Source organism: Actinoplanes sp. CA-142083 (genome assembly GCF_050942195.1).
Taxonomy (GTDB): Bacteria; Actinomycetota; Actinomycetes; order Mycobacteriales; family Micromonosporaceae; genus Actinoplanes.
In genome coordinates, this window is the sequence record NZ_CP192076.1 from 7,925,662 (window position 1) to 7,943,951 (window position 18,290).

The 18,290-nt window shown below is 72.6% G+C and carries 12 protein-coding genes and 1 pseudogene; 1 reads left to right on the forward strand and 12 read right to left on the reverse strand.

The window, feature by feature from the left end; translation table 11 throughout:
* The first annotated feature begins 16 nt into the window (after positions 1-16).
* Positions 17-3,283: an NACHT domain-containing protein gene (locus ACQPZX_RS36185; RefSeq protein ID WP_433365616.1), complete on the forward strand. Its 3,267-nt coding sequence runs from the start codon at positions 17-19 to the stop codon at positions 3,281-3,283.
* Here ACQPZX_RS36185 and ACQPZX_RS36190 read toward each other — a convergent pair whose 3' ends face one another.
* The 12 genes and pseudogenes from ACQPZX_RS36190 to ACQPZX_RS36245 form a co-directional block, all read right to left on the reverse strand.
* A complete protein-coding gene (locus ACQPZX_RS36190) occupies positions 3,284-4,240 on the reverse strand; it encodes an NADP-dependent oxidoreductase (RefSeq protein WP_433365619.1) in 957 nt (318 codons plus the stop codon).
* 47 nt (positions 4,241-4,287) lie between these two features.
* The gene (locus ACQPZX_RS36195) at positions 4,288-4,791 is read right to left on the reverse strand and encodes a shikimate kinase (protein ID WP_433365622.1); all 504 of its coding nucleotides are present in this window, start codon (positions 4,789-4,791) and stop codon (positions 4,288-4,290) included.
* Complete coding sequence (gene aroC / locus ACQPZX_RS36200; protein ID WP_433365625.1) at positions 4,791-5,969, reverse strand: chorismate synthase; 1,179 nt, start codon at positions 5,967-5,969, stop codon at positions 4,791-4,793. The genes ACQPZX_RS36195 and aroC overlap by 1 nt, the downstream gene beginning before the upstream one ends.
* Positions 5,970-6,035: 66 nt before the next feature.
* Entirely contained in the window at positions 6,036-6,884 is an 849-nt protein-coding gene (locus ACQPZX_RS36205; RefSeq protein WP_433365627.1) for a shikimate dehydrogenase, read from the reverse strand.
* Between the two features lie 16 nt (positions 6,885-6,900).
* Positions 6,901-8,088 carry an endolytic transglycosylase MltG gene (mltG, locus tag ACQPZX_RS36210; RefSeq protein ID WP_433365630.1) on the reverse strand — a complete coding sequence of 396 codons (1,188 nt, stop codon included), beginning with the start codon at positions 8,086-8,088 and terminating at the stop codon, positions 6,901-6,903.
* Positions 8,085-8,543 (reverse strand): Holliday junction resolvase RuvX, encoded by a 459-nt coding sequence (gene ruvX / locus ACQPZX_RS36215; RefSeq protein ID WP_433365633.1) that lies wholly within the window; start codon positions 8,541-8,543, stop codon positions 8,085-8,087. The genes mltG and ruvX overlap by 4 nt, the downstream gene beginning before the upstream one ends.
* 23 nt (positions 8,544-8,566) lie before the next feature.
* Positions 8,567-11,251 carry an alanine--tRNA ligase gene (gene alaS / locus ACQPZX_RS36220; RefSeq protein ID WP_433365636.1) on the reverse strand — a complete coding sequence of 895 codons (2,685 nt, stop codon included), beginning with the start codon at positions 11,249-11,251 and terminating at the stop codon, positions 8,567-8,569.
* Positions 11,248-11,526, reverse strand: coding sequence for a hypothetical protein (locus tag ACQPZX_RS36225; RefSeq protein WP_433365639.1), 279 nt, complete (start codon positions 11,524-11,526; stop codon positions 11,248-11,250). The genes alaS and ACQPZX_RS36225 overlap by 4 nt, the downstream gene beginning before the upstream one ends.
* A gap of 21 nt (positions 11,527-11,547) precedes the next feature.
* Positions 11,548-11,997, reverse strand: a complete 450-nt coding sequence (locus tag ACQPZX_RS36230) for a DUF948 domain-containing protein (RefSeq protein WP_433365646.1) — start codon at positions 11,995-11,997, stop codon at positions 11,548-11,550.
* Positions 11,998-12,064: 67 nt separating this feature from the next.
* Positions 12,065-12,787 carry a hypothetical protein gene (locus ACQPZX_RS36235; RefSeq protein WP_433365649.1) on the reverse strand — a complete coding sequence of 241 codons (723 nt, stop codon included), beginning with the start codon at positions 12,785-12,787 and terminating at the stop codon, positions 12,065-12,067.
* Positions 12,788-14,199: 1,412 nt separating this feature from the next.
* Positions 14,200-14,556 (reverse strand): hypothetical protein, encoded by a 357-nt coding sequence (locus tag ACQPZX_RS36240; protein ID WP_433365652.1) that lies wholly within the window; start codon positions 14,554-14,556, stop codon positions 14,200-14,202.
* Positions 14,557-16,818: 2,262 nt separating this feature from the next.
* Positions 16,819-18,270: pseudogene (locus ACQPZX_RS36245) on the reverse strand (replication-associated recombination protein A); the annotation flags it as partial.
* Positions 18,271-18,290 lie beyond the last annotated feature (20 nt).

Consider the following 18,290-nt stretch of genomic DNA (forward strand, 5'->3'; position numbering starts at 1 on the left):
CGTCCACGGTGGGGGGGTGGTGACTCTGACGGGGATCGAGACGGCACTGCTCAATGTCGGCCGCGCGGTGGTCACGCCGTTCGTCACCCGCTGGCTGGGCGGGCGGCGACAGGCTCGCGAGCGCACCCTGCCGCTGAGCGAGCTGCTGCAACAGAAGGCGGCCGACGAGTTCACCAGGCGCCGGGGCGAGCGTCAGATCGAGTCCGTCGTGGACGAGGTGGCCGAGCGCCTGGAGCCGCTGATCACCACCCGGTTCGCGGCCCTGCCCGCGAACGAGGCGGTGGCCGCTCTCGACGCGGTGGCCGACACGTTCCGCCGGGCTGACCTCTCCGACGAGGCGCTGTTCGCGGCCGACGTCGACCCGGGCCGCCTCGCCGAGCACCTGCGTGCCGCCGCCCCGCCGGCCGCGCTGTCCGAGCTGGCGCAGCGGCTGTACGACCTCGCGCTCGAGGACTGCAGCCGCTGCTTCACCCAGTTCGTCGTGCGCACGGCGCCGTTCGCCAACCGCGCCTCGGTCGAGATGCTGAGCCGCCTCACCGACCTGACCGGCCAGATGTCGGCGGTCCTGCGGCAGCTCGCGGTGGCCGGCCTGGCCCCGGCCGAGTTCCTCCCCCGGTACGCCGAGGTGCTGGCCAACAAGCTCAACGTGCTGGAGCTGGTCGGGGTGGAGACCCAGTTCCGGCCGCGCACCACGCTGAGCGTCGCCTACGTCAGCCTCTCGGTCACCGGCGACGGCACAACCCGGGAGCGGTCGTCGATGTGGGACCCGAGCCTGCTCCGGCACGCCCGGGTCGACGCCGGGGCCGCGCGGGTCGAGCAGGCGCTGGCCCGCCGCACCCGCACGCTGATCCGGGGCGAGGCCGGCGCCGGCAAGTCGACGCTGCTGCGCTGGCTGGCGGTCAACGCGGCGCGGCGGGGGTTCACCGGCGCGCTCTCCGAGTGGAACGGCCGCATCCCGTTCCTGATCAAGCTGCGCAGCTGGCCGGCGGCTCTGCCCGCGCCCGAGCAGTTCCTCTCCGGAGTGGCCGATCCGATCGCCGGCACGATGCCGCCCGGCTGGGTGCACCGGCAGCTCGAGGAGGGCCGCGGCCTGCTGCTCGTCGACGGGGTGGACGAGCTGCCGGCCGAGCGCCGGCCGCGGGTCCGGGCCTGGCTCAAGGAGTTGCTCGACACGTACCCGTCGTCGCTGGTCGTGGTGACCTCACGCCCACCGGCGGCGCCTGTGCGGTGGCTCGACGCCGAGGGGTTCGAGTCGCTCACTCTGGAGCGGCTGACGCCCGCCGACGTGCGCGCGCTGATCGACCAATGGCACCGGGCCGCCCGTACGTCGCCGTCGCTGCCCTGCCCGCCGCACGAGCTGCAGCGGTACGAGCAGTCGCTGCTCACCCAGCTCGCCGCGAACCGTCACCTGTACCGCCTGGCCGGGAACCCGCTGATGGCGGCGATGCTGTGCGCGCTGAACCTGGACCGCGAGACCCACCTGCCGCCCGACCGCATGGGCATCTATCAGGCGGCGGTGGACATGCTGTTGCAGCGCCGCGACACCGAGCGCGGCGTGTCGTCGACGATGCCCGCGATGGCGGCCCGCGAACGCCTGCAGCTGTTGCAGGACCTCGCGTGGCGGCTGTCGCTGAACGGCAAGTCCGAGCTGACCCGGCCGGATGCCGAGGCCTTCCTGGCGCGGCGACTCCCCGGCATGCCCCGCGTGCCGGCCTCGGCCGAGGACGTCCTCACCCACCTGGTCGAGCGCAGCGGCATCCTCCGCGAGCCGGCGGCGGGCCGGATCGACTTCGTCCACCGTACGTTCCAGGAATACCTCGCGGCGCGGGAGGCCGCCGAGCAGAACATGGGCGGCATGCTGGCCGGCCACGCCCATCTCGACACGTGGCGCGAGATCATCATCATGGCCGCGGGCCACGGCAACAGCCCGATGCGCGCCGACCTGATCGAAAGCCTCCTCCGGCGCGCCGACCGCGAGCCCCGCCGGCGGCGCGCGCTGGTGCTGCTGGCCGGCGCCTGCCTCGAGACGATGCCGTCACTGGACCCGGCCCTGCTGGCCGAGATCGACCGCCGGTTGACGCGGGTCGTGCCGCCGCGGTCGCTCGCCGAGGCCGCCTCGCTGCACGCGCTCGGCGAGCCGGTGCTGAGCCGGCTCCCCGGCGATCCGTCCGGCCTCACCGAGAACCAGGCGGCCGCCGTCGTCCGGACCGCGGCCCTGGTGAACGGGCCGCGCGCCATGCGGCTCATCGCCGGTTACGCGCACGACACGAGGCTCGAGGTGCAGCGCGAGCTGCTGCGGGCCTGGCGCCATTTCGACCCCGCGGAATATGCGCGCGACGTCCTCGCCGACGCGCCGCTCGCCAAGGGACGGATCACCATCGAGGAGCCGGCGCTCCTCGTCGAGGCCCGGCACCTTCGCCACGTGTCCGAGATCTTCGGGGACTTCGGCACGAAGGTCGATCTGACCGAGCTGCCCGACGAGCCGCGCCTCACCATGCTGGCGTTGGGCCGGGATTGGGACGGCGACCTCGGCACGCTGCAACGGTTTACCCGGGTGGAATGGCTGGAGCTGGTCACGCCGCATCGTCAGGTGACCGCCGGGGAGATCGGGCGGCTGCGGCACCTGCGCGGTCTCCGGATCCTCTACATCGCGCCCGGCTGTGGCGCGGACGACGACGTGGTGGCCGCGACGGCCGCCCTCACCCAGGTCGGCGACGTCCGGATCAGACTCGGCGACGCAACCGACATCGACATGCTGGCGGGCATGCCGCAGCTGCGGGCACTGTACGTCGAGGACGGCCGGGTCGACTCGTTCGACGCCTTCGCGGGCCTGCCGATCGGCCGACTCGGTCTCGTCGACCTGGAGGAGCCGCCGCGCGCGGGCACGAAGGACCTGGCGGAGGTCTTCCCCCGGCTGCAGTGGCTGCAACTGCACAACGTGCGGTGGCCGGACAGCCTGGCCCTGGTGGGTGACTTCGCCGACCTCACCACCTTGCGGATCGACGGTCTGATGGCGGCCCGGCTCGGCACGCTGCGCAGCCCGGCCGGCCTCCGGACGATCGAGATCGTGAACTTCGACCGGCTCGACCTCGCGCCACTGTCCGCCCACCCGGGCGTCACGTCGGTCGACCTCTCGCGCGCCGGCACGGCCGTGGATCTCTCCACCCTGCGTCGCCGGACCGGTGGCCCGCTGCGGGTCGTCGTCGGACCGAGGCAGCGGGTGCTCGGGCGAAGCGGCCTTCCCCCGTCGGTCAAGGTCGAGAAGGCCACTCCGCTTGCTTGATCACTGCGCGGGCTGGCGACCGGCGTTCGAGGGCAGCTCGGTCGACAGGACGATCTTGCCGCGGGTGTGGCGGGCGGCCAGCTCGGTGTACGCCTCGCGGATCGCCTCGAGCGGGTAGATCGCGGCGATCGGCAGCACGACCCGCCCCCACGCGATCTCGCCGGCCACGAACGCCAGCACCTCGGCGTCGCTCGCCGTCGAGCTGCCCTCGGCCTTGGCGCCGGCCTTCTGGGCGGCCGCGTAGTCGATGATCGTGTTGATCCGGGACGGGTCCACACCCAACCCGACGGCCAGATCGACATAGCCATTGCCGTACGTGTCGATGAAGGCGTCGATGCCGGACGGAACCACCTTGCGCAACCGCGCCCCCAGATCGTCGCCGTAGGCGACGGGCGTGACGCCCACGGAGCGCAACCAGGCCGCGTTGCTCTCGCTCGCGATGCCGATGACGTCGGCGCCGGTGTTGCGGGCCAGCTGCGCCGCGATCGAGCCGACACCGCCGGCCGCGCCGCTGATCACGACGGTCTCGCCAGCCACCGGCTGCACGGCGCGCACCGAGGCGTAGGCGGTCACGCCCGCGACGAAAAGGCCGCCGGCCCGGATCCAGTCGAGCGCCAGCGGCTTGCGGGTCAGGTGGTCGGCCGGCGACAGAACGTAGTCGGCGTGCGACGACCGCTCGTCGGACCAGCCGAGCACCTCGTCACCGACCGCGAACTCGGTGACCGAGCCGCCCACCTCGACCACCCGGCCCGCGAAGTCGCTGCCCTGGCCGGACGGGAACGTCGCCGGCCACCGGTCGTGCATGAGCCCGCTCCGGATGGCGATCTCCCCGGGATTGATCCCGGCCGCGACCACCTCGACGAGGACCTGGTCGGCCGCCGGCTGCGGACGCTCGACGTTCTCGATCCGGAGAACGTCGACGTCGCCGTACTGATCGAAACGCACCGCTCGTGTCATGCGGTCAGTCTTAACCCGCCGGGGCGCCGCCTAGGCGGTCTCGTCCGTCACACCTTCAGCAGGGCCGCTACCTCGGCGGCGATCTCCTCGGGCTCACGGCCGTCGGTCACGATCGTGTGGGTGGCCACCGACGCATACAGCGGCCGCCGCTGGTCGAGCAGGTACTTCAGCGTCGCCCGCGGGTTGACCGCCAGCAGCGGGCGCCCGCTGCCCAGCCCGACCCGCTTCACCGCGTCCGACAGCTCCACCGACAGGTAGATGACGGTGTGGTCTTTCAAGAGCTCGCGGGTGCCCTCGTGGAGGATCGCGCCGCCGCCGAGGGCCAGGATCCCGTCGAACTCCTCCAGCGCCGCGGCGATCGCCTCCCGCTCGAGAGCGCGGAACGCGTCCTCGCCGTCGTCGAAGAAGATCTCGGGGATCGGCTTGCCGGCGCGGGCCTCGATGATGGCGTCGGTGTCGCTGAACGGCACGCCGAGCAGCCCGGCCACCGCCTCGCCGATGGTGGTCTTGCCGGCGCCGGGCGCGCCGACGAACACGGCGACGGGCGCCATCAGCGGATCACCAGCGTCGACAGGTAGCCCTCGAGGTTGCGGCGGATCTCGGCGACCGAGTCGCCGCCGAACTTCTCGACCGCGGCCTCGGCCAGCACCAGCGCCACCATCGCCTCGGCGACGACCGCGCCCGCGGGGACGGCGCAGACGTCCGAGCGCTGGTTGATCGCGGTGGCCGGCTCGCCGGTGGTCACGTCGATGGTCTGCAGGGCGCGGTTGAGCGACGAGATCGGCTTCAACGCGGCGCGCACCCGCAGCGGCTCACCGTTCGTGATGCCACCCTCGAGGCCGCCGGCACGGTCGGTGACGCGCCGCACACCGTCGGCGGTCGGGATGATCTCGTCGTGGGCGACCGAGCCGCGCGAGCGGGCCTGGGTGAAACCGTCGCCGATCTCCACACCCTTCACCGACTGGATCGACATCAGCGCGGCGGCGAGCCGGCCGTCGAGCTTGCGGTCCCACTGCACGTGCGAGCCGAGGCCCGGCGGCACGCCGTAGGCCAGCACCTCGACGATGCCGCCCAGCGTGTCGGCGTCCTTCTTGGCCGCGTCGACCTCGGCGACCATGCGCGCGCTCGCCTCCGGGTCGAGGCAGCGCAGAGGGTCGGCGTCGATGCGCTCGGCGTCCTCGGGCTTTGGAATCAGCCCGGTCTTGGCTCCCACCGAGCCGAGCTCGATCACGTGCGACACGATCTCGATGCCGAGCGCCTGCTTGATCAGCGCCTTCGCCACCACGCCCACGGCCACCCGCGCCGCGGTCTCGCGGGCGGAGGCACGCTCGAGGATCGGCCGGGCGTCGGTGTGCCCGTATTTCTGCATGCCGGCTAGGTCGGCGTGCCCCGGACGAGGGCGCGTCAGCGGCGCGTTGCGCGCCTGCGCGGCCAGCTCCGCCGGGTCGACCGGGTCGGCCGCCATCACGGTCTGCCACTTCGGCCATTCCGAGTTCCCGATGCGGAGCGCCACCGGGCTACCCAGCGTCACGCCGTGCCGGATCCCCCCGATGACCTCGACCACGTCCTGCTCGAAGGACATGCGCGCACCCCGGCCATAGCCGAGCCGCCGCCGAGCCAGATCGCGGCCGATCTCCGCGCTCGTCACCTCGACGCCGGCGGGCACGCCCTCGAGCATCGCGACGAGCGCCGGTCCATGGGATTCACCTGCAGTAAGCCAGCGCAACACGGCGCAAGTCTCCCACGTTCGTCTTTCACCCGGCCGCGGCCCCGCCCGCGTCCCGCCTTCCGGACTTCAGCGGCGGCTGGCCGCCTCGAACAGCGCGGCTCGCATCGCCGCCTCGGGAGCGGGCGTGACGCCGGTGAACTGCTCGAACTGGCTCAGCGCCTGGCCCAGCAGCAGGTCGAGACCCGACACCACGGGCACCCCGGCGGCGGTCGCCGCGGCGGCGAGCGGGGTCGGCCACGGGTCGTAGATCGCGTCGAAGAGCACCGTGCCGGGCCGCCACGTGACCTCGGCGGCCAGGTGGTCGGCGGCGCCCTTGGGGACTGTGGAGATCACGGCATCCGCGGCGAACAGCGAGGCGGCCTCGTCCCAGGACGCGCCGAGCAGCTTGATGCCGAGAGCGTCGGCGGCCGGCTCCAACTCCTCGCGCACCGAGGGGCGGCGGGTCACCACGGTCACCTCGGTCGCGCCCAGCTGCGACGCCGCGCCCAGCGCCGCGCGGCAAGTGCCGCCGCCGCCGAGCACGGTCACCGACGGCGACGTGCCGAGGCCCGCGTCGCGGAGGACCCGGACCATGCCGGCGACGTCCGTGTTGTCGGCGTGCCAGGTGCCGTGCCCACGGCGTACGAGAGTATTGGCCGCACCCGTCGCCTGCGCGACCCTCGTCGCTGTCGCCGAAAGGCGCAGCGCCTCCTCCTTGAGGGGCATGGTCAGCGAAAGGCCCGCCCAGGTGGCGTCGAGACCGTCGAGCAGACCCGCGAGACCGGCGACCCCGCACTCGATCGCCACGTAACTCCAGCCGGTGAGGCCCGCCGCCGCGAAGCCCGCGTTGTGGATCACCGGGGAGAGCGAGTGCGCGATCGGCCGGCCGAGCACGGCGGCCCGGCGTGTCCGTGTGTCGGCGGAAGTCACCGACACACGGTAGCCGAGCGGCTCAGCAGAGCGGCACGCCGTTCTTGCAGGCCTGGGTGATGTTCTTCTGGTGCTGCGCGTAGTCGTTCGTGAAGATCGAGTTGCCGGCCTTGTCGATCGCCACGAAGTACAGCCAGTTGCCCGCGGCCGGCTGCATGGCGCCCTGCAGCGCCGCCTGACCGGGGTTGTCGATCGGCCCGAGCGGCAGCCCGCGCTTGCTCTTGGTGTTGTACGGGTTCTTCGGGTCGTCGATCTCGGCCGCGGTGAGCTTGCCGGAATGCTTGGCGCCCTTGCCGTTGAGCTCCAGCCAGTAGTTGGCCGTCACGTCGAACTCGAGCGGCATGTTCGCCTTGTAGGCCCGGTTGTACGCCACCCGGGAGATCTTGGGCAGGTCCTTGGGGACGCCCGCCTCGGCCTGCGAGAGGGAGGCCACGATCAGCGCCTCGTACGGCGAAACGGACAGATTGTTCTGCACGTTGTCGGCGAACTGCATGTCCCCGGTGACCGTCAGGAACCGGTCCACCATGACCTTGAGAATCTGTTCCGCGTTCAGCTTCGGGTCGAACTCGTACGTATCGGGGAACAGGAAGCCTTCGATGCTGCCGGTCGCCGCGGGCTTGTTGTCGCGCCGCTTGAACCAGTAATCGGGCACACCGAGATCCTCGACCGGCTTCTTGGCCGCGGCCTGGAAATCCTTGACCGGAATGTTCGTCGCCTTCGACAGCGTCGCGTAGATCTGCATCGAGGTCTGGCCCTCGGTGATCGTGACGCCGGAGGTGATGCGCGACTTCGGGTCGAGCAGCAGGGTAACCGCGCTCTTCGCCGCCATTTGCTTGCGCAACTTGTACGTTCCGGACTGGATGTTCTTTCCGCGGGGATTCTCGCCGGCCGCATTCACGAACGCCTTGGTGCTTTTCACGACGTCCGAATCGACCAGCGTGTTGCCGATCTCGGTGAGCGTCGAGTTCTTGGCGATCGTCACCTGAACGGGGTCGGTTCCCTCCCCGCTGTAATCGGCCGCGACGAAGAAGTCCTTCACCTTGCTGTAGCCGAAGTAGACGCCGCCGCCCAGAACGGCCAAAAGGATGAAAGCCATCAAAAAGGCGACGCCGGACTTACCCGAGCCTTTCTTGCCACCGCGGCCCCGCCGATGGCGCGGCCTCGTGCGATCGGCGTGTTCGTCGAACGCCAGGTCCAGCTCGTCGATCATCTCTGCCTCCGCTGCGCGTCCAGCCAGCTCTGCAGGATCTCCACCGCGGCCGCCTGGTCGACGACCGCCCGCTGCCGCTTGCCCCGGACGCCACGCTCGGCGAGCCGTCGAGTTGCGACCACGGTTGACATCCTTTCGTCCGCCAGGACGACCGGCATCTCGCCGACCGCCTCCGCCAGTCGCCCAGCGTACGCACGAATGTCGATGGCGGCAGGACCCTCGGCGCCGTTGAGGCGCACGGGAAGCCCCACCACGATCCCGACCGCCTCGTGTTCCCCCACGAGACGAACGAGCTCGGCTATGTCGCCAGGCACGGCGTTGGGTGCCGCGCCCATGTCACGGGGCACCGTGACCAGGGGGGTGGCCAGGATCCCGTCAGGGTCGCTTATGGCGACCCCGACGCGCACCTTACCGACATCGACGCCCAGCCGCCTACCCCGCGACAGCGCGCTCATCCGGCCACCCTCCGTAGTCCCCGTTATGCCGCCGTGTCCACCACAGCCTTCTCGACGGCCGCCAGCAAGGCCGCAACCTGGTCCGCCGGAACGCCGCCACCCTGCGCAAGCTCCTTGTTGCCGCCACCCCGGCCGGACAGCGCTCCCTTGACCAGATCGGCCGCCGAGATCCCCCGGCCGATCGCCGAAGAATTAAGGGCCACCACAAGTGACGCCTTGCCGTTGGCCCGGGACGCGACCGCGACCACCGCCGGTCGAGCGGAGTCGATCTTGCCTCGGATCTCCTGGGCAAGGGTACGCACGTCGTTGCCCGCGGCGCCCTCGGGTGCCTCGACGCCGACGTACGCCACGCCGTGCAGATCGCGGGCCTGGCCGGCCAGCGCGCCCGCGCCGCCGAGCACCATCTGGGCCCGCATCTTCTCGAGCTCCTTCTCGGCGTCGCGCAGCGCCGTGACGGTCTGCTCGACCCGCTCGGCGACCTGGTCGCCGGGCACCCGGAACAGCTCGGCCAGGCGCGTGACCAGCAGGTGCTCCTTGGCGAGGAAGCCGAACGCGTCGATGCCGACGAGCGCCTCGACCCGGCGCACGCCGGAGCCGATCGACGACTCGTTGAGGATCTTCACGAGGCCCAGCTGGCCGGAGCGGGCCACATGCGTGCCGCCGCAGAGCTCACGCGCGTAGTCGCCGACTTCAACCACCCGGACCTCATCGCCGTACTTCTCCCCGAAGAGGGCCATCGCGCCGAGCCGGCGCGCCTCGTCCTGGGAGGTGATGAAGGCGTGCACCTCGAGGTCGCGCAGGAGCACCTCGTTGACCTGCTGCTCGACGTCGTGCAGCACCGCGGGCGAGACGGCCCCCGGCGTGTTGAAGTCGAACCGCAGGCGGCCCGGCGCGTTGAGCGAGCCCGCCTGGGTCGCCGACTCGCCGAGGAAGTGCCGCATGGTCTGGTGGATCAGGTGGGTCGCCGTGTGCGAGCGCGAGATCGCCTTGCGCCGTGTCACGTCGATCTCGGCCTCGGCCGACTCGCCCGCGCGCACCTCGCCGCGGATCACGCGCGCCTTGTGCACGATCAGGCCGGGCAGCGGCTGCTGCACGTCGACGATCTCGAGCTGGCCGCCGCCGACCCGGATGATGCCGGTGTCGGCCTGCTGGCCACCGCCCTCGGCGTAGAACGGGGTGGTGTCGAGGACGATCTCGACGAAGTCGCCCTCGCCCGCCGCCTGCAAGCGGCCGCCGTCGCCGAGCAGCGCGCGCACGCGCGACTCGCGGGTGACCTCCTGGTAGCCGGTGAACTCGACCGGGCCGCCCTCGTCCAGCGCGCCTCGGTAGGCGCTGAGGTCGGCGTGGCCCGTCTTGCGCGCGGCGGCGTCCGCCTTCGCGCGGGCCCGCTGGTCGGCCATGAGCCGCCGGAAGCCGTCCTCGTCCACCGACAGGCCCTGCTCGCCCGCGATCTCCAGGGTGAGGTCGATGGGGAAGCCGTACGTGTCGTGGAGCTGGAAAGCCTGCGAGCCGGACAGGCTCTTCTCCCCGGCGCGGCGAGCGTCGGTGATCGCGGTGTCGAGGATCGTCGTGCCCGCCCGCAGCGTCGACAGGAACGAGTCCTCCTCCGCGTACGCGTAGTCGGAGATCCGCTGGAACTCCGTCGCCAGCTCGGGGTAGGACGGCGCCATGCAGTCGCGGGCCACCGGCAGCAGCTCGGGCAGCGCCGGCGCCTGCCAGCCGAGAAGGCGGATCGCCCGGATCGCCCGGCGCATGATCCGCCGCAGCACGTAGCCGCGGCCCTCGTTGGAGGGGATCACGCCGTCGCCGATCAGCATCAGGGCGGTGCGGACGTGGTCGGCGATCACCCGCAGGCGTACGTCGTCGGGGTGGCTCTGGTTGGCCGCGTGACCGCTGTGCGCGCCGTACTTCTTGCCGGTCATCTCGGCGGCGCGCGCCAGGATCGGGCGCACCTCGTCGATCTCGTACAGGTTGTCGACGCCCTGCAGGATCGAGGCGATCCGCTCCAGGCCCATGCCGGTGTCGATGTTCTGTTTCGGCAGGTCACCGACGATCGTGAAGTCCTCCTTCGACTTCACGTCGGTGATCTCGTGCTGCATGAAGACCAGGTTCCAGAACTCCAGGTACCGGTCCTCGTCGACCTCGGGGCCGCCCTCCGGGCCGTACGAGGGGCCGCGGTCGTAGTAGAGCTCCGAGCACGGGCCGGCCGGCCCGGGGATGCCCATCGACCAGAAGTTGTCCTTCTTTCCGCGGCGCACGATGCGCTCGGCCGGCATGCCGGTCTGCTTCCAGATCTCGATGGCCTCGTCGTCGTCGAGGTAGACGGTCGCCCAGATCTTCTCCGGGTCGAGGCCGAAGCCGCCCTGCTCCACCGGCTTGGTGGACAGCTCCCACGCCAGCGGGATCGCGCCCGCCTTGAAGTAGTCGCCGAACGAGAAGTTGCCGTTCATCTGGAAGAACGTGCCGTGCCGCGACGTCTTGCCGACCTCGTCGATGTCGGGCGTCCGGATGCACTTCTGCACGCTCGCGGCACGCGAGTACGGCGGGGTGCGCTGGCCCAGGAAGAACGGGACGAACTGCACCATGCCGGCGTTGATGAACAGCAGGTTCGGGTCGTCGATGGCCGGCAGCGGGGCGCTCGGGACCACCGTGTGCCCGTTGGCCTCGAAATGCGCGAGAAAGCGCCGCTTGACTTCCGCCGTCTTCATCGGTTCCCCTCCTGGCCGTCCTGATTGAGCTCAGTCAGCCCGTCCTCGAACAGCTCACCCTCGGCGAACGCCTGGTGAATCTGCTCCTCCCGCTCGGTCATGCCGTCGCGGACGTCATCCACGAAGCTACGCATCGACTCGACCAGGCCGCCAGCCGATTGCGACAGGGACGTCGCGATGCCCGACGGGGTGAATTCGTTCGCCTTGCGGGTGAGCTTGCGAACGACGAGGGCGCCGACGGCCAGGCCGACGCCCAGCCACAGCAGGCGCTTCATCTTTAGTGCCCCTCCGGTGTGTTAGCGGCGCGCCTTGCGGCGCTGCTTGATCGTCTCGCGGACCTCGCGGTCGTCCTCGGCACGGCGCCGGTTGTTCACGGCCTTGCGCAGGCCGTACCCGAACGAGGCCACCTTGACCAGCGGGTTCGCCGCGGCTGCGGCGACGACGGTGGACAGGTTGGCCACGTTGGCGGTGACGTGGGCGGCGTGCTCGGTGATCGTGTCGACCTTGGCGAGCTGGATGTTGACACCGTCCAAAGAGACCTGCACCTGGCCGAGGGTGGTGTTCACATTCTCCACCGTCTCGTTGACGTTGCCGAGCAGCGGGCCGGTGCGGTCGGTCAGGTCGTTGATCGCGCGGGTCGCGGCGTCCACGGTCCGGCCGAGCTTGAGGATCGGCACGGCCAGCACGATGACGAGCATCAGGAAGGCGCCCGCCGCGATCAGTCCTGCGATTTCTCCGGCGTCCATCTGGCGCAACTCCTCTACGGGTGGCGGGTCAACGTGCAGACCCTACCGTCCGTGACCTCGCCCCGCTTCACGACGCCGCGGGTGTCGGCTCCAAGAGCGGATCGTTCGACAGCTCCGGCTCCGGCGTCTCGCCGACCAGCGGCTTGTCCTGCTTGGGCTCGGTCTTGCCGCGGGTGTCGGAGATCGCGTTGTAGACCTTGATGCTGATCGTCGACCCCTCGCAGTTCTTCGGCGCCGGCGTGACCGCCGACGAGGGCAGCACCGCCGTCGGATCCTGCGCGGCGACCTGGTCCACGGCGCACTCCGGCTGCCGCACCCAGAGGTCCAATGTGAGCTCGTCCCGCTTCCAGCAGGTATACGTGCCCTCGACCGGCGTCTCCGGGCACTCGCTCACCTTCCAGGACGCCCAGCCCGCCTTGGCGAGCGCCGTCGAATAGGCCCCCGCGGTCTCCTTGATCGGCTTCGAGGACTGCGCGACCCGCTCCCGGAACCGGCAATCGATGAAGCACCACCGGCTACCGCTCCCGTTGTCCTTCACGTCCTGCGCCGCCCACGAGGGCACGCCGAGCGAGTCCAGCGAGCCGAACACCGGATCGCTGCCGGCCGACCGCAGCCCGAAGAACGCCGGCATCACCAGCAGCACCACAACCGCGAGGGAGAGCAGCGTCACCACCCGAAGCCGGCGCTGGGTCCGCATCTTGTTGCGAAGCTCGCTGCCCGCGCCACGAAGGCCCGCCGCGTTCTCCTGCGGCCCGGCGGCGGCTTTCGCCGCGCCGGCCCTTGCTCCCACAACAGGAGCTGCCGCACGTTCTTCACCCCTTGGGGGTACGCCTGAAGCACTCGTACGCGGGTTCGCACCGTTGAGCGTCCCCGACCGCGCCGCCGCGCCGACCTTGGCGGCGCCCACCGAGGCGGCCCCGACGCCGGCAGCTCCCGCACTGGCAGTTCCCACGCCGGCGGCGCCAACGGATGCGGCACCCACGCCGGCGGCGCCCACTGACGCGGAACCCACCTTCGCGGCGCCGACACTCGCGGCGCCCGTCGCGGCACCCACCGAGGCAGCGCCCACGGAAGCGGCGCCGACAGACGCGGCGCCCACCGAGGCAGCGCCTACGGAAGCACTTCCCATCGACGCCGACCCGGCCGCAGCGGCACTCCCCACCGAGGCAGCACCCGAGGCCGCACCCAGCGAAGCCGAACCCACCGACGCGGCCCCCATCGGCCCCGATCCGCCACCGGGCCCGCCGTTACGCCCAGGCCCGGCGCCGTGTCCACGCCCGGCCGGACCAGGCCCGGCCTGCGCCGCCCCGACCCGCCCCGGCAGCGGCTGCCCTTGAGGCCCCGAAACCGGCCGAGCCGGCAAAGCTTGGCTGTGCTGCGGCGCCCCCGGCGCAGGCGGCCGCCCCGGCGAAACCGGCCCGGGCGCCATCCCACCGCGCCCAACCGGCCCCGACGGCATGTCATCCACGTCGGGCCGCATCCCACCCCGCCCGATCGGCCCGGACGGCATGTCATCCACGTCGGACCGCATCCCACCCCGCCCGATCGGACCGGACGGCATGTCATCCACACCGGTTCGCATCCCACCCGGACCCGGCCGACCAATCGGCCCGGAAGGCATGTCATCCACACCGGGACGCACCCCACCCGGACCCGGCCGCTCGACGGGGCCGGAAGGCATGTCATCCGAGTCTGGACGCATCCCCGCGGGACCACGCCGGATGGGCCCGGAGGGCATCTCGTCGGATCCCGGCCGCCCGATCGGACCGGACGGCATACCGTCCGCGCCCTGCATCGCGCCGGTCGCCGACCCGTTGCGCGGGCCGCGCCCGCCGCGCGGTGGGTTGATCGGACCGGAAGTCTCGCCGGGCCGCTGCACAGCCCCGCCCGCCATCGCACCGGCACGACCGGGGACAGCCGGAGTGCGGGCACCCTGACGCCCCGGCACCACCACGACCTTGGCCGCCGCGCGAACAGGCTGACCACCCGCAGGCCCACCCGAACTGGGCGCCGAGCCCATACCCGGCCCGCCCGCGCCAGGACCGCCACCCGCACCAGGACCGCCACCCGGGCCACCCGCACCCGGGCCACCCGGCCCACCAGCGCCTGGACCGCCCGCGCGGAACCCGGTCGTGTCACCGTTGTCGGCGCCCTGCGCGGGGCGGCCACCACGGCCACGCGGCCCTTGCCCGTTGGCGCCGGTCAGATCCTGTGGTCGCCGGCGACCACCCGCGCGACCATCGTCGGGCGTGCCGTGCCGGCCCGTGCCCTCACCCGCGTCGCCACGCCGACCTGTGCGCTCACCTGCGTCGCCACGCCGGCCCGTGCCCTCGCCCGCGTCGCCACGCCGGCCCGTGCCCTCGCCCGCGTCGGCGCCGCGCCGGCCGCCTTCGCCGCGACGTGCGGCCGCGCCGTGCCGTCCGGTCGATTCGCTCTGATATCCGGGCTCGCCGGGGAAGTCACCCGCGTCGCCGCCATGCCGTCCGGTGGACTCGCCACCCCGGGAAAAACCCGGCCCACCGCCTTGACCGTCGGCTGCGCGCCGTCCAGCAGGGTCATCGTTCGAGAAGTCGCCACCGCCGTGGCGGCCCGTCGACTCGCCGGGATAGCCGTCGCCGCCATGCCGCCCGGTGGACTCGCCACCGGGATAGCCGTCACCGCCGTGCCGGGCAGCCGAGTCGCCGTAACCGGGACCGCCGCCACCATGCCGACCGGTCTGCTCGCCGCCCGGGTAGCCGGGACCGCCGCCGGAGAAGGCCGGGCCGCCCGCGCCGCCGGCGAAACGCCCAGGAGGGGGACCGGCAGGCGACGAAGGCGCCGTGGCACCGGGAAAACGCCCAGAAGGCGGACCAGCGGGCGACGAAGGCGTCGCGGCACCGGGAGAACGCCTAAGAGGCGGACCGGCCGGCGACGAAGGCATCGGGGCGCCGCCGCCGGATGGGCCTTCGGTGCGGAAGCGGTCGCGCGGGCCTGCCGACGACGTGGGCCGGGAGGCCGGGGACACCGGGCGCGACGCCGGGGACACCGGGCGCGGCATCGGCACCTCAGGCGCGTTGCCGGAGAGGGGCACGGACGGGATCGGGCCGGAGGTCGACGGGTCGAGTGGGCGACGACCCTCCTCGGCGGCGCCGTGCCGGGTCGCGTAGGCCGCCTGATCGGCACGCCCGCGCGCCTGGCCGGGCACCTGCGGTGTGCCTGCGGGCGGGTACTGGCCGGGACCCATCGGGCCCGGGGCCTGACCCGGCGCGATGGGTCCGGAGTGCTGGCCCGACGTGATCGGTCGGGACTGCTGACCCGGCGCGATCGGTCGAGACTGCTGACCCGCCGCCGGTCCGGACTGCTGACCCGGCGCGATCGGTCGAGACCGCTGACCCGCCGCCGGTCCGGACTGCTGACCCGGAATTGCCGGGCCCGAGTGCTGACCTGGCGCCATGCGGCCGGGTGGGTTCTGATGTGCCGGGGACACCGGCGACGAGGACGCCTGCCGCGGCACCGGAGCGGAACGGCCACCTCGACCGCCCGCGGGGCTCACCGGGCCGGGAGCGGGCGGAGCGTCGTCGCGCCAGCCGGTGGCGGGGTGGGTGCCGCTGCCGTCCTGCCAACCGGGCGCGGGGCGTCCGGTCGGCGGCTGCGCGGGACCGGAGTGGGCCGCCGGGTGAGCGCCACTCGGCGACTGCCAACCGGGCTGCGCGGGCGGAACCGCGCGACCGGGCTGACCCTGCGGCGGGACAGCGCGACCAGGTGAGGCCTGCGGCGGGACGGCGCGGCCGGGCTGGGCCGGGCCGTTGGCCGGGTAGGTGGGCTGGGCCGGCCCGCTGACCGGACGAGCGGGCTGAGCCGGGCCGGGATAGGTGGGCTGGGCCGGGCCGCTGGGGTAAATGGGCTGGGCCGGGCCACTGACCGGCCGCGTGGGCTGAGCCGGGCCGGGGTAGGTGGGCTGAGCCGGACCGCTGACGGGGTGAGCTGGACCGCTGACGGGGTTGGCTGGGCCGCTGACGGGGCGGGTCGGCTGCGCGGGAGACGTGGGGGCCACGCCGGACGGGTAGGCGCCGCTCGGGGACTGCCAGCCGGCGGCGCCTCCGCCGAAGGGGAGGTCCTCGTCGCTGGGGTGGTCGTCGGGGCCGGGGGCCAGGCGGCCGCTCTTGCTGAAGCGGGTCTCGCCGGCCAAGGTTCCGGGGCCGATCGCGCCGCGCTGCTGCTTGGCGGTGCGGAGGTCGTCCAGCCAGCCGGTTTCCTCCTGGGGCACCTCTTCGGGCACCTCCGGCTCGGGACGGCCTCGTCCGAACCGGCGTCCCTTCCGGGAACCGGTGTCTTTGCGCAGGTCGGCCTCGTCGTCGGGCCGTTCGGCACCGCGCGAATTCACGGCTGTTCCTCTCCGGCGGCGTCGCCGCTGTCGTCTGCCCTGCCCGCGGCCTTGCCGGCCGCCGTCTTCCTGTCCCCCGCCGGTGGCGTCGCCGACGGCTCGTCCTCGCCGGCCGCCGCTGCGCGCGACGGCTTCTTGCCCGCCGCGGTCCGGGACCGCGACGCCTTCTTGCCCGCCGAAGCCGACGGCCTCGACGACGACTCGCCGTCCGCCAACTCGGGCGGCGAAAATTCGCCGCTCGTCGCTGCGGCTAGCGCCACGGACGGCGACGACACTTCACCAACCGTTACCGGCTCGGCCGGTGACGGCTCGTTGCGGGCCGGCGTCGACGGTACCGGCGACGGCGGCTCTTCGCTTGCCGCTACCGCTTGCGACGACGGCTGAACCGCGGAAACCGCTGGCTGCGGCTCTTCAGCGGCGCCGGAGGGCGTTGTTGGCCCGGTGCTAACCGAAGAGCGTGACGCATCGGCGGCCGATCCACCACCCGCCGCGCGGTCGGGTGTGCGTGGCCCACCGGCGGCCGCCGACCCCGCCGATGAGGGTGCGGGCAGGCCCCGGACGATGCGGCGCAGGCGCGGGACACGCTCGCTGACTGCGCGTTCGGCGCCGTGGTCGGTCGGGCGGTAGTACTCCGCGGTTGTCAGGTCGTCCGGCACGTACTGCTGGGTGACTACTCCCCGTGCGTCGTCGTGCGGGTATTTGTAGCCGCGACCGTGACCAAGACCACGTGCGCCCGGATAGTGGGCGTCGCGCAAATGGGTGGGCACGGCGCCGCCGCGACCCGCGCGCACATCGGCCATCGCGGCGCCCAGGGCCGTCGTGACCGCGTTGGACTTCGGGGCGGTCGCCATGTGCACCACCGCCTGGGCGAGGTTGAGCTGGCACTCGGGCAGGCCGATCAGCTGCACCGCCTGGGCCGCCGCCGAGGCCACGACCAGGGCCTGCGGGTCGGCCATGCCGACGTCCTCGCTGGCGAAGATGACGATGCGCCGGGCGATGAAGCGCGGGTCCTCCCCCGCCACCAGCATGCGGGCCAGCCAGTGCAGCGCGGCGTCGGGGTCGCTGCCGCGCATGCTCTTGATGAAGGCGCTGATCACGTCGTAGTGGGCGTCTCCGTCGCGGTCGTAGCGCACGGCCGCCACGTCGACGGCTTTCTCCGCCGTGGCGAGGTCGATCTCCGGGGTGCCCTGGGCCTGGGCGGTGGACGCGGCGGCCTCGAGAGCGGTGAGTGCTTTGCGGACGTCGCCCGACGCCAGGCGTACGAGATGGTCCTCTGCCTCGTCGGAAAGCGTGACGGCACCGCCCAGGCCGCGGGGATCGGTGAGCGCGCGGCGCACCAGCTGGCGCACGTCCTCGTCGCCGAGCGCCTGCAGGGTCAGCAGGACGCAGCGCGAGAGCAAAGGCGAAATGACCGAGAAGTACGGGTTTTCCGTCGTGGCCGCGAGCAGCGTGACGGTGCGGTCCTCGACGGCGGCCAGCAGCGAGTCCTGCTGGGTCTTGCTGAAGCGGTGGACCTCGTCGATGAACAGGACCGTGGGCGGGCCGCCGCGACGCCGCTCCTGGCGGGCCGTGTCGATCACCGCGCGCACGTCCTTGACGCCGGCCGAGAGCGCCGACATCGCGACGAACTTGCGGTTGGTGGCGGCGGCGACCAGGTGGGCGATGGTGGTCTTGCCGGTGCCGGGCGGGCCCCACAGGATCACCGACATCGGGCTGGCGCCGGTGACCAGCTGGCGCAGCGGGCTGCCGGGCGCGAGCAGATGGCCCTGGCCGACCAGCTCGTCGAGGCCGGCGGGGCGCATGCGGACGGGCAACGGCGAATCGGCTGACGGCGGGGTGAAGGCCGCGGCCGGCGATGCGACCTGAACGCCACCCGGCTGAGTCAGCGAGAAAAGCCCGTCCATTTCCATCGGCACCGACAGTACCGGCC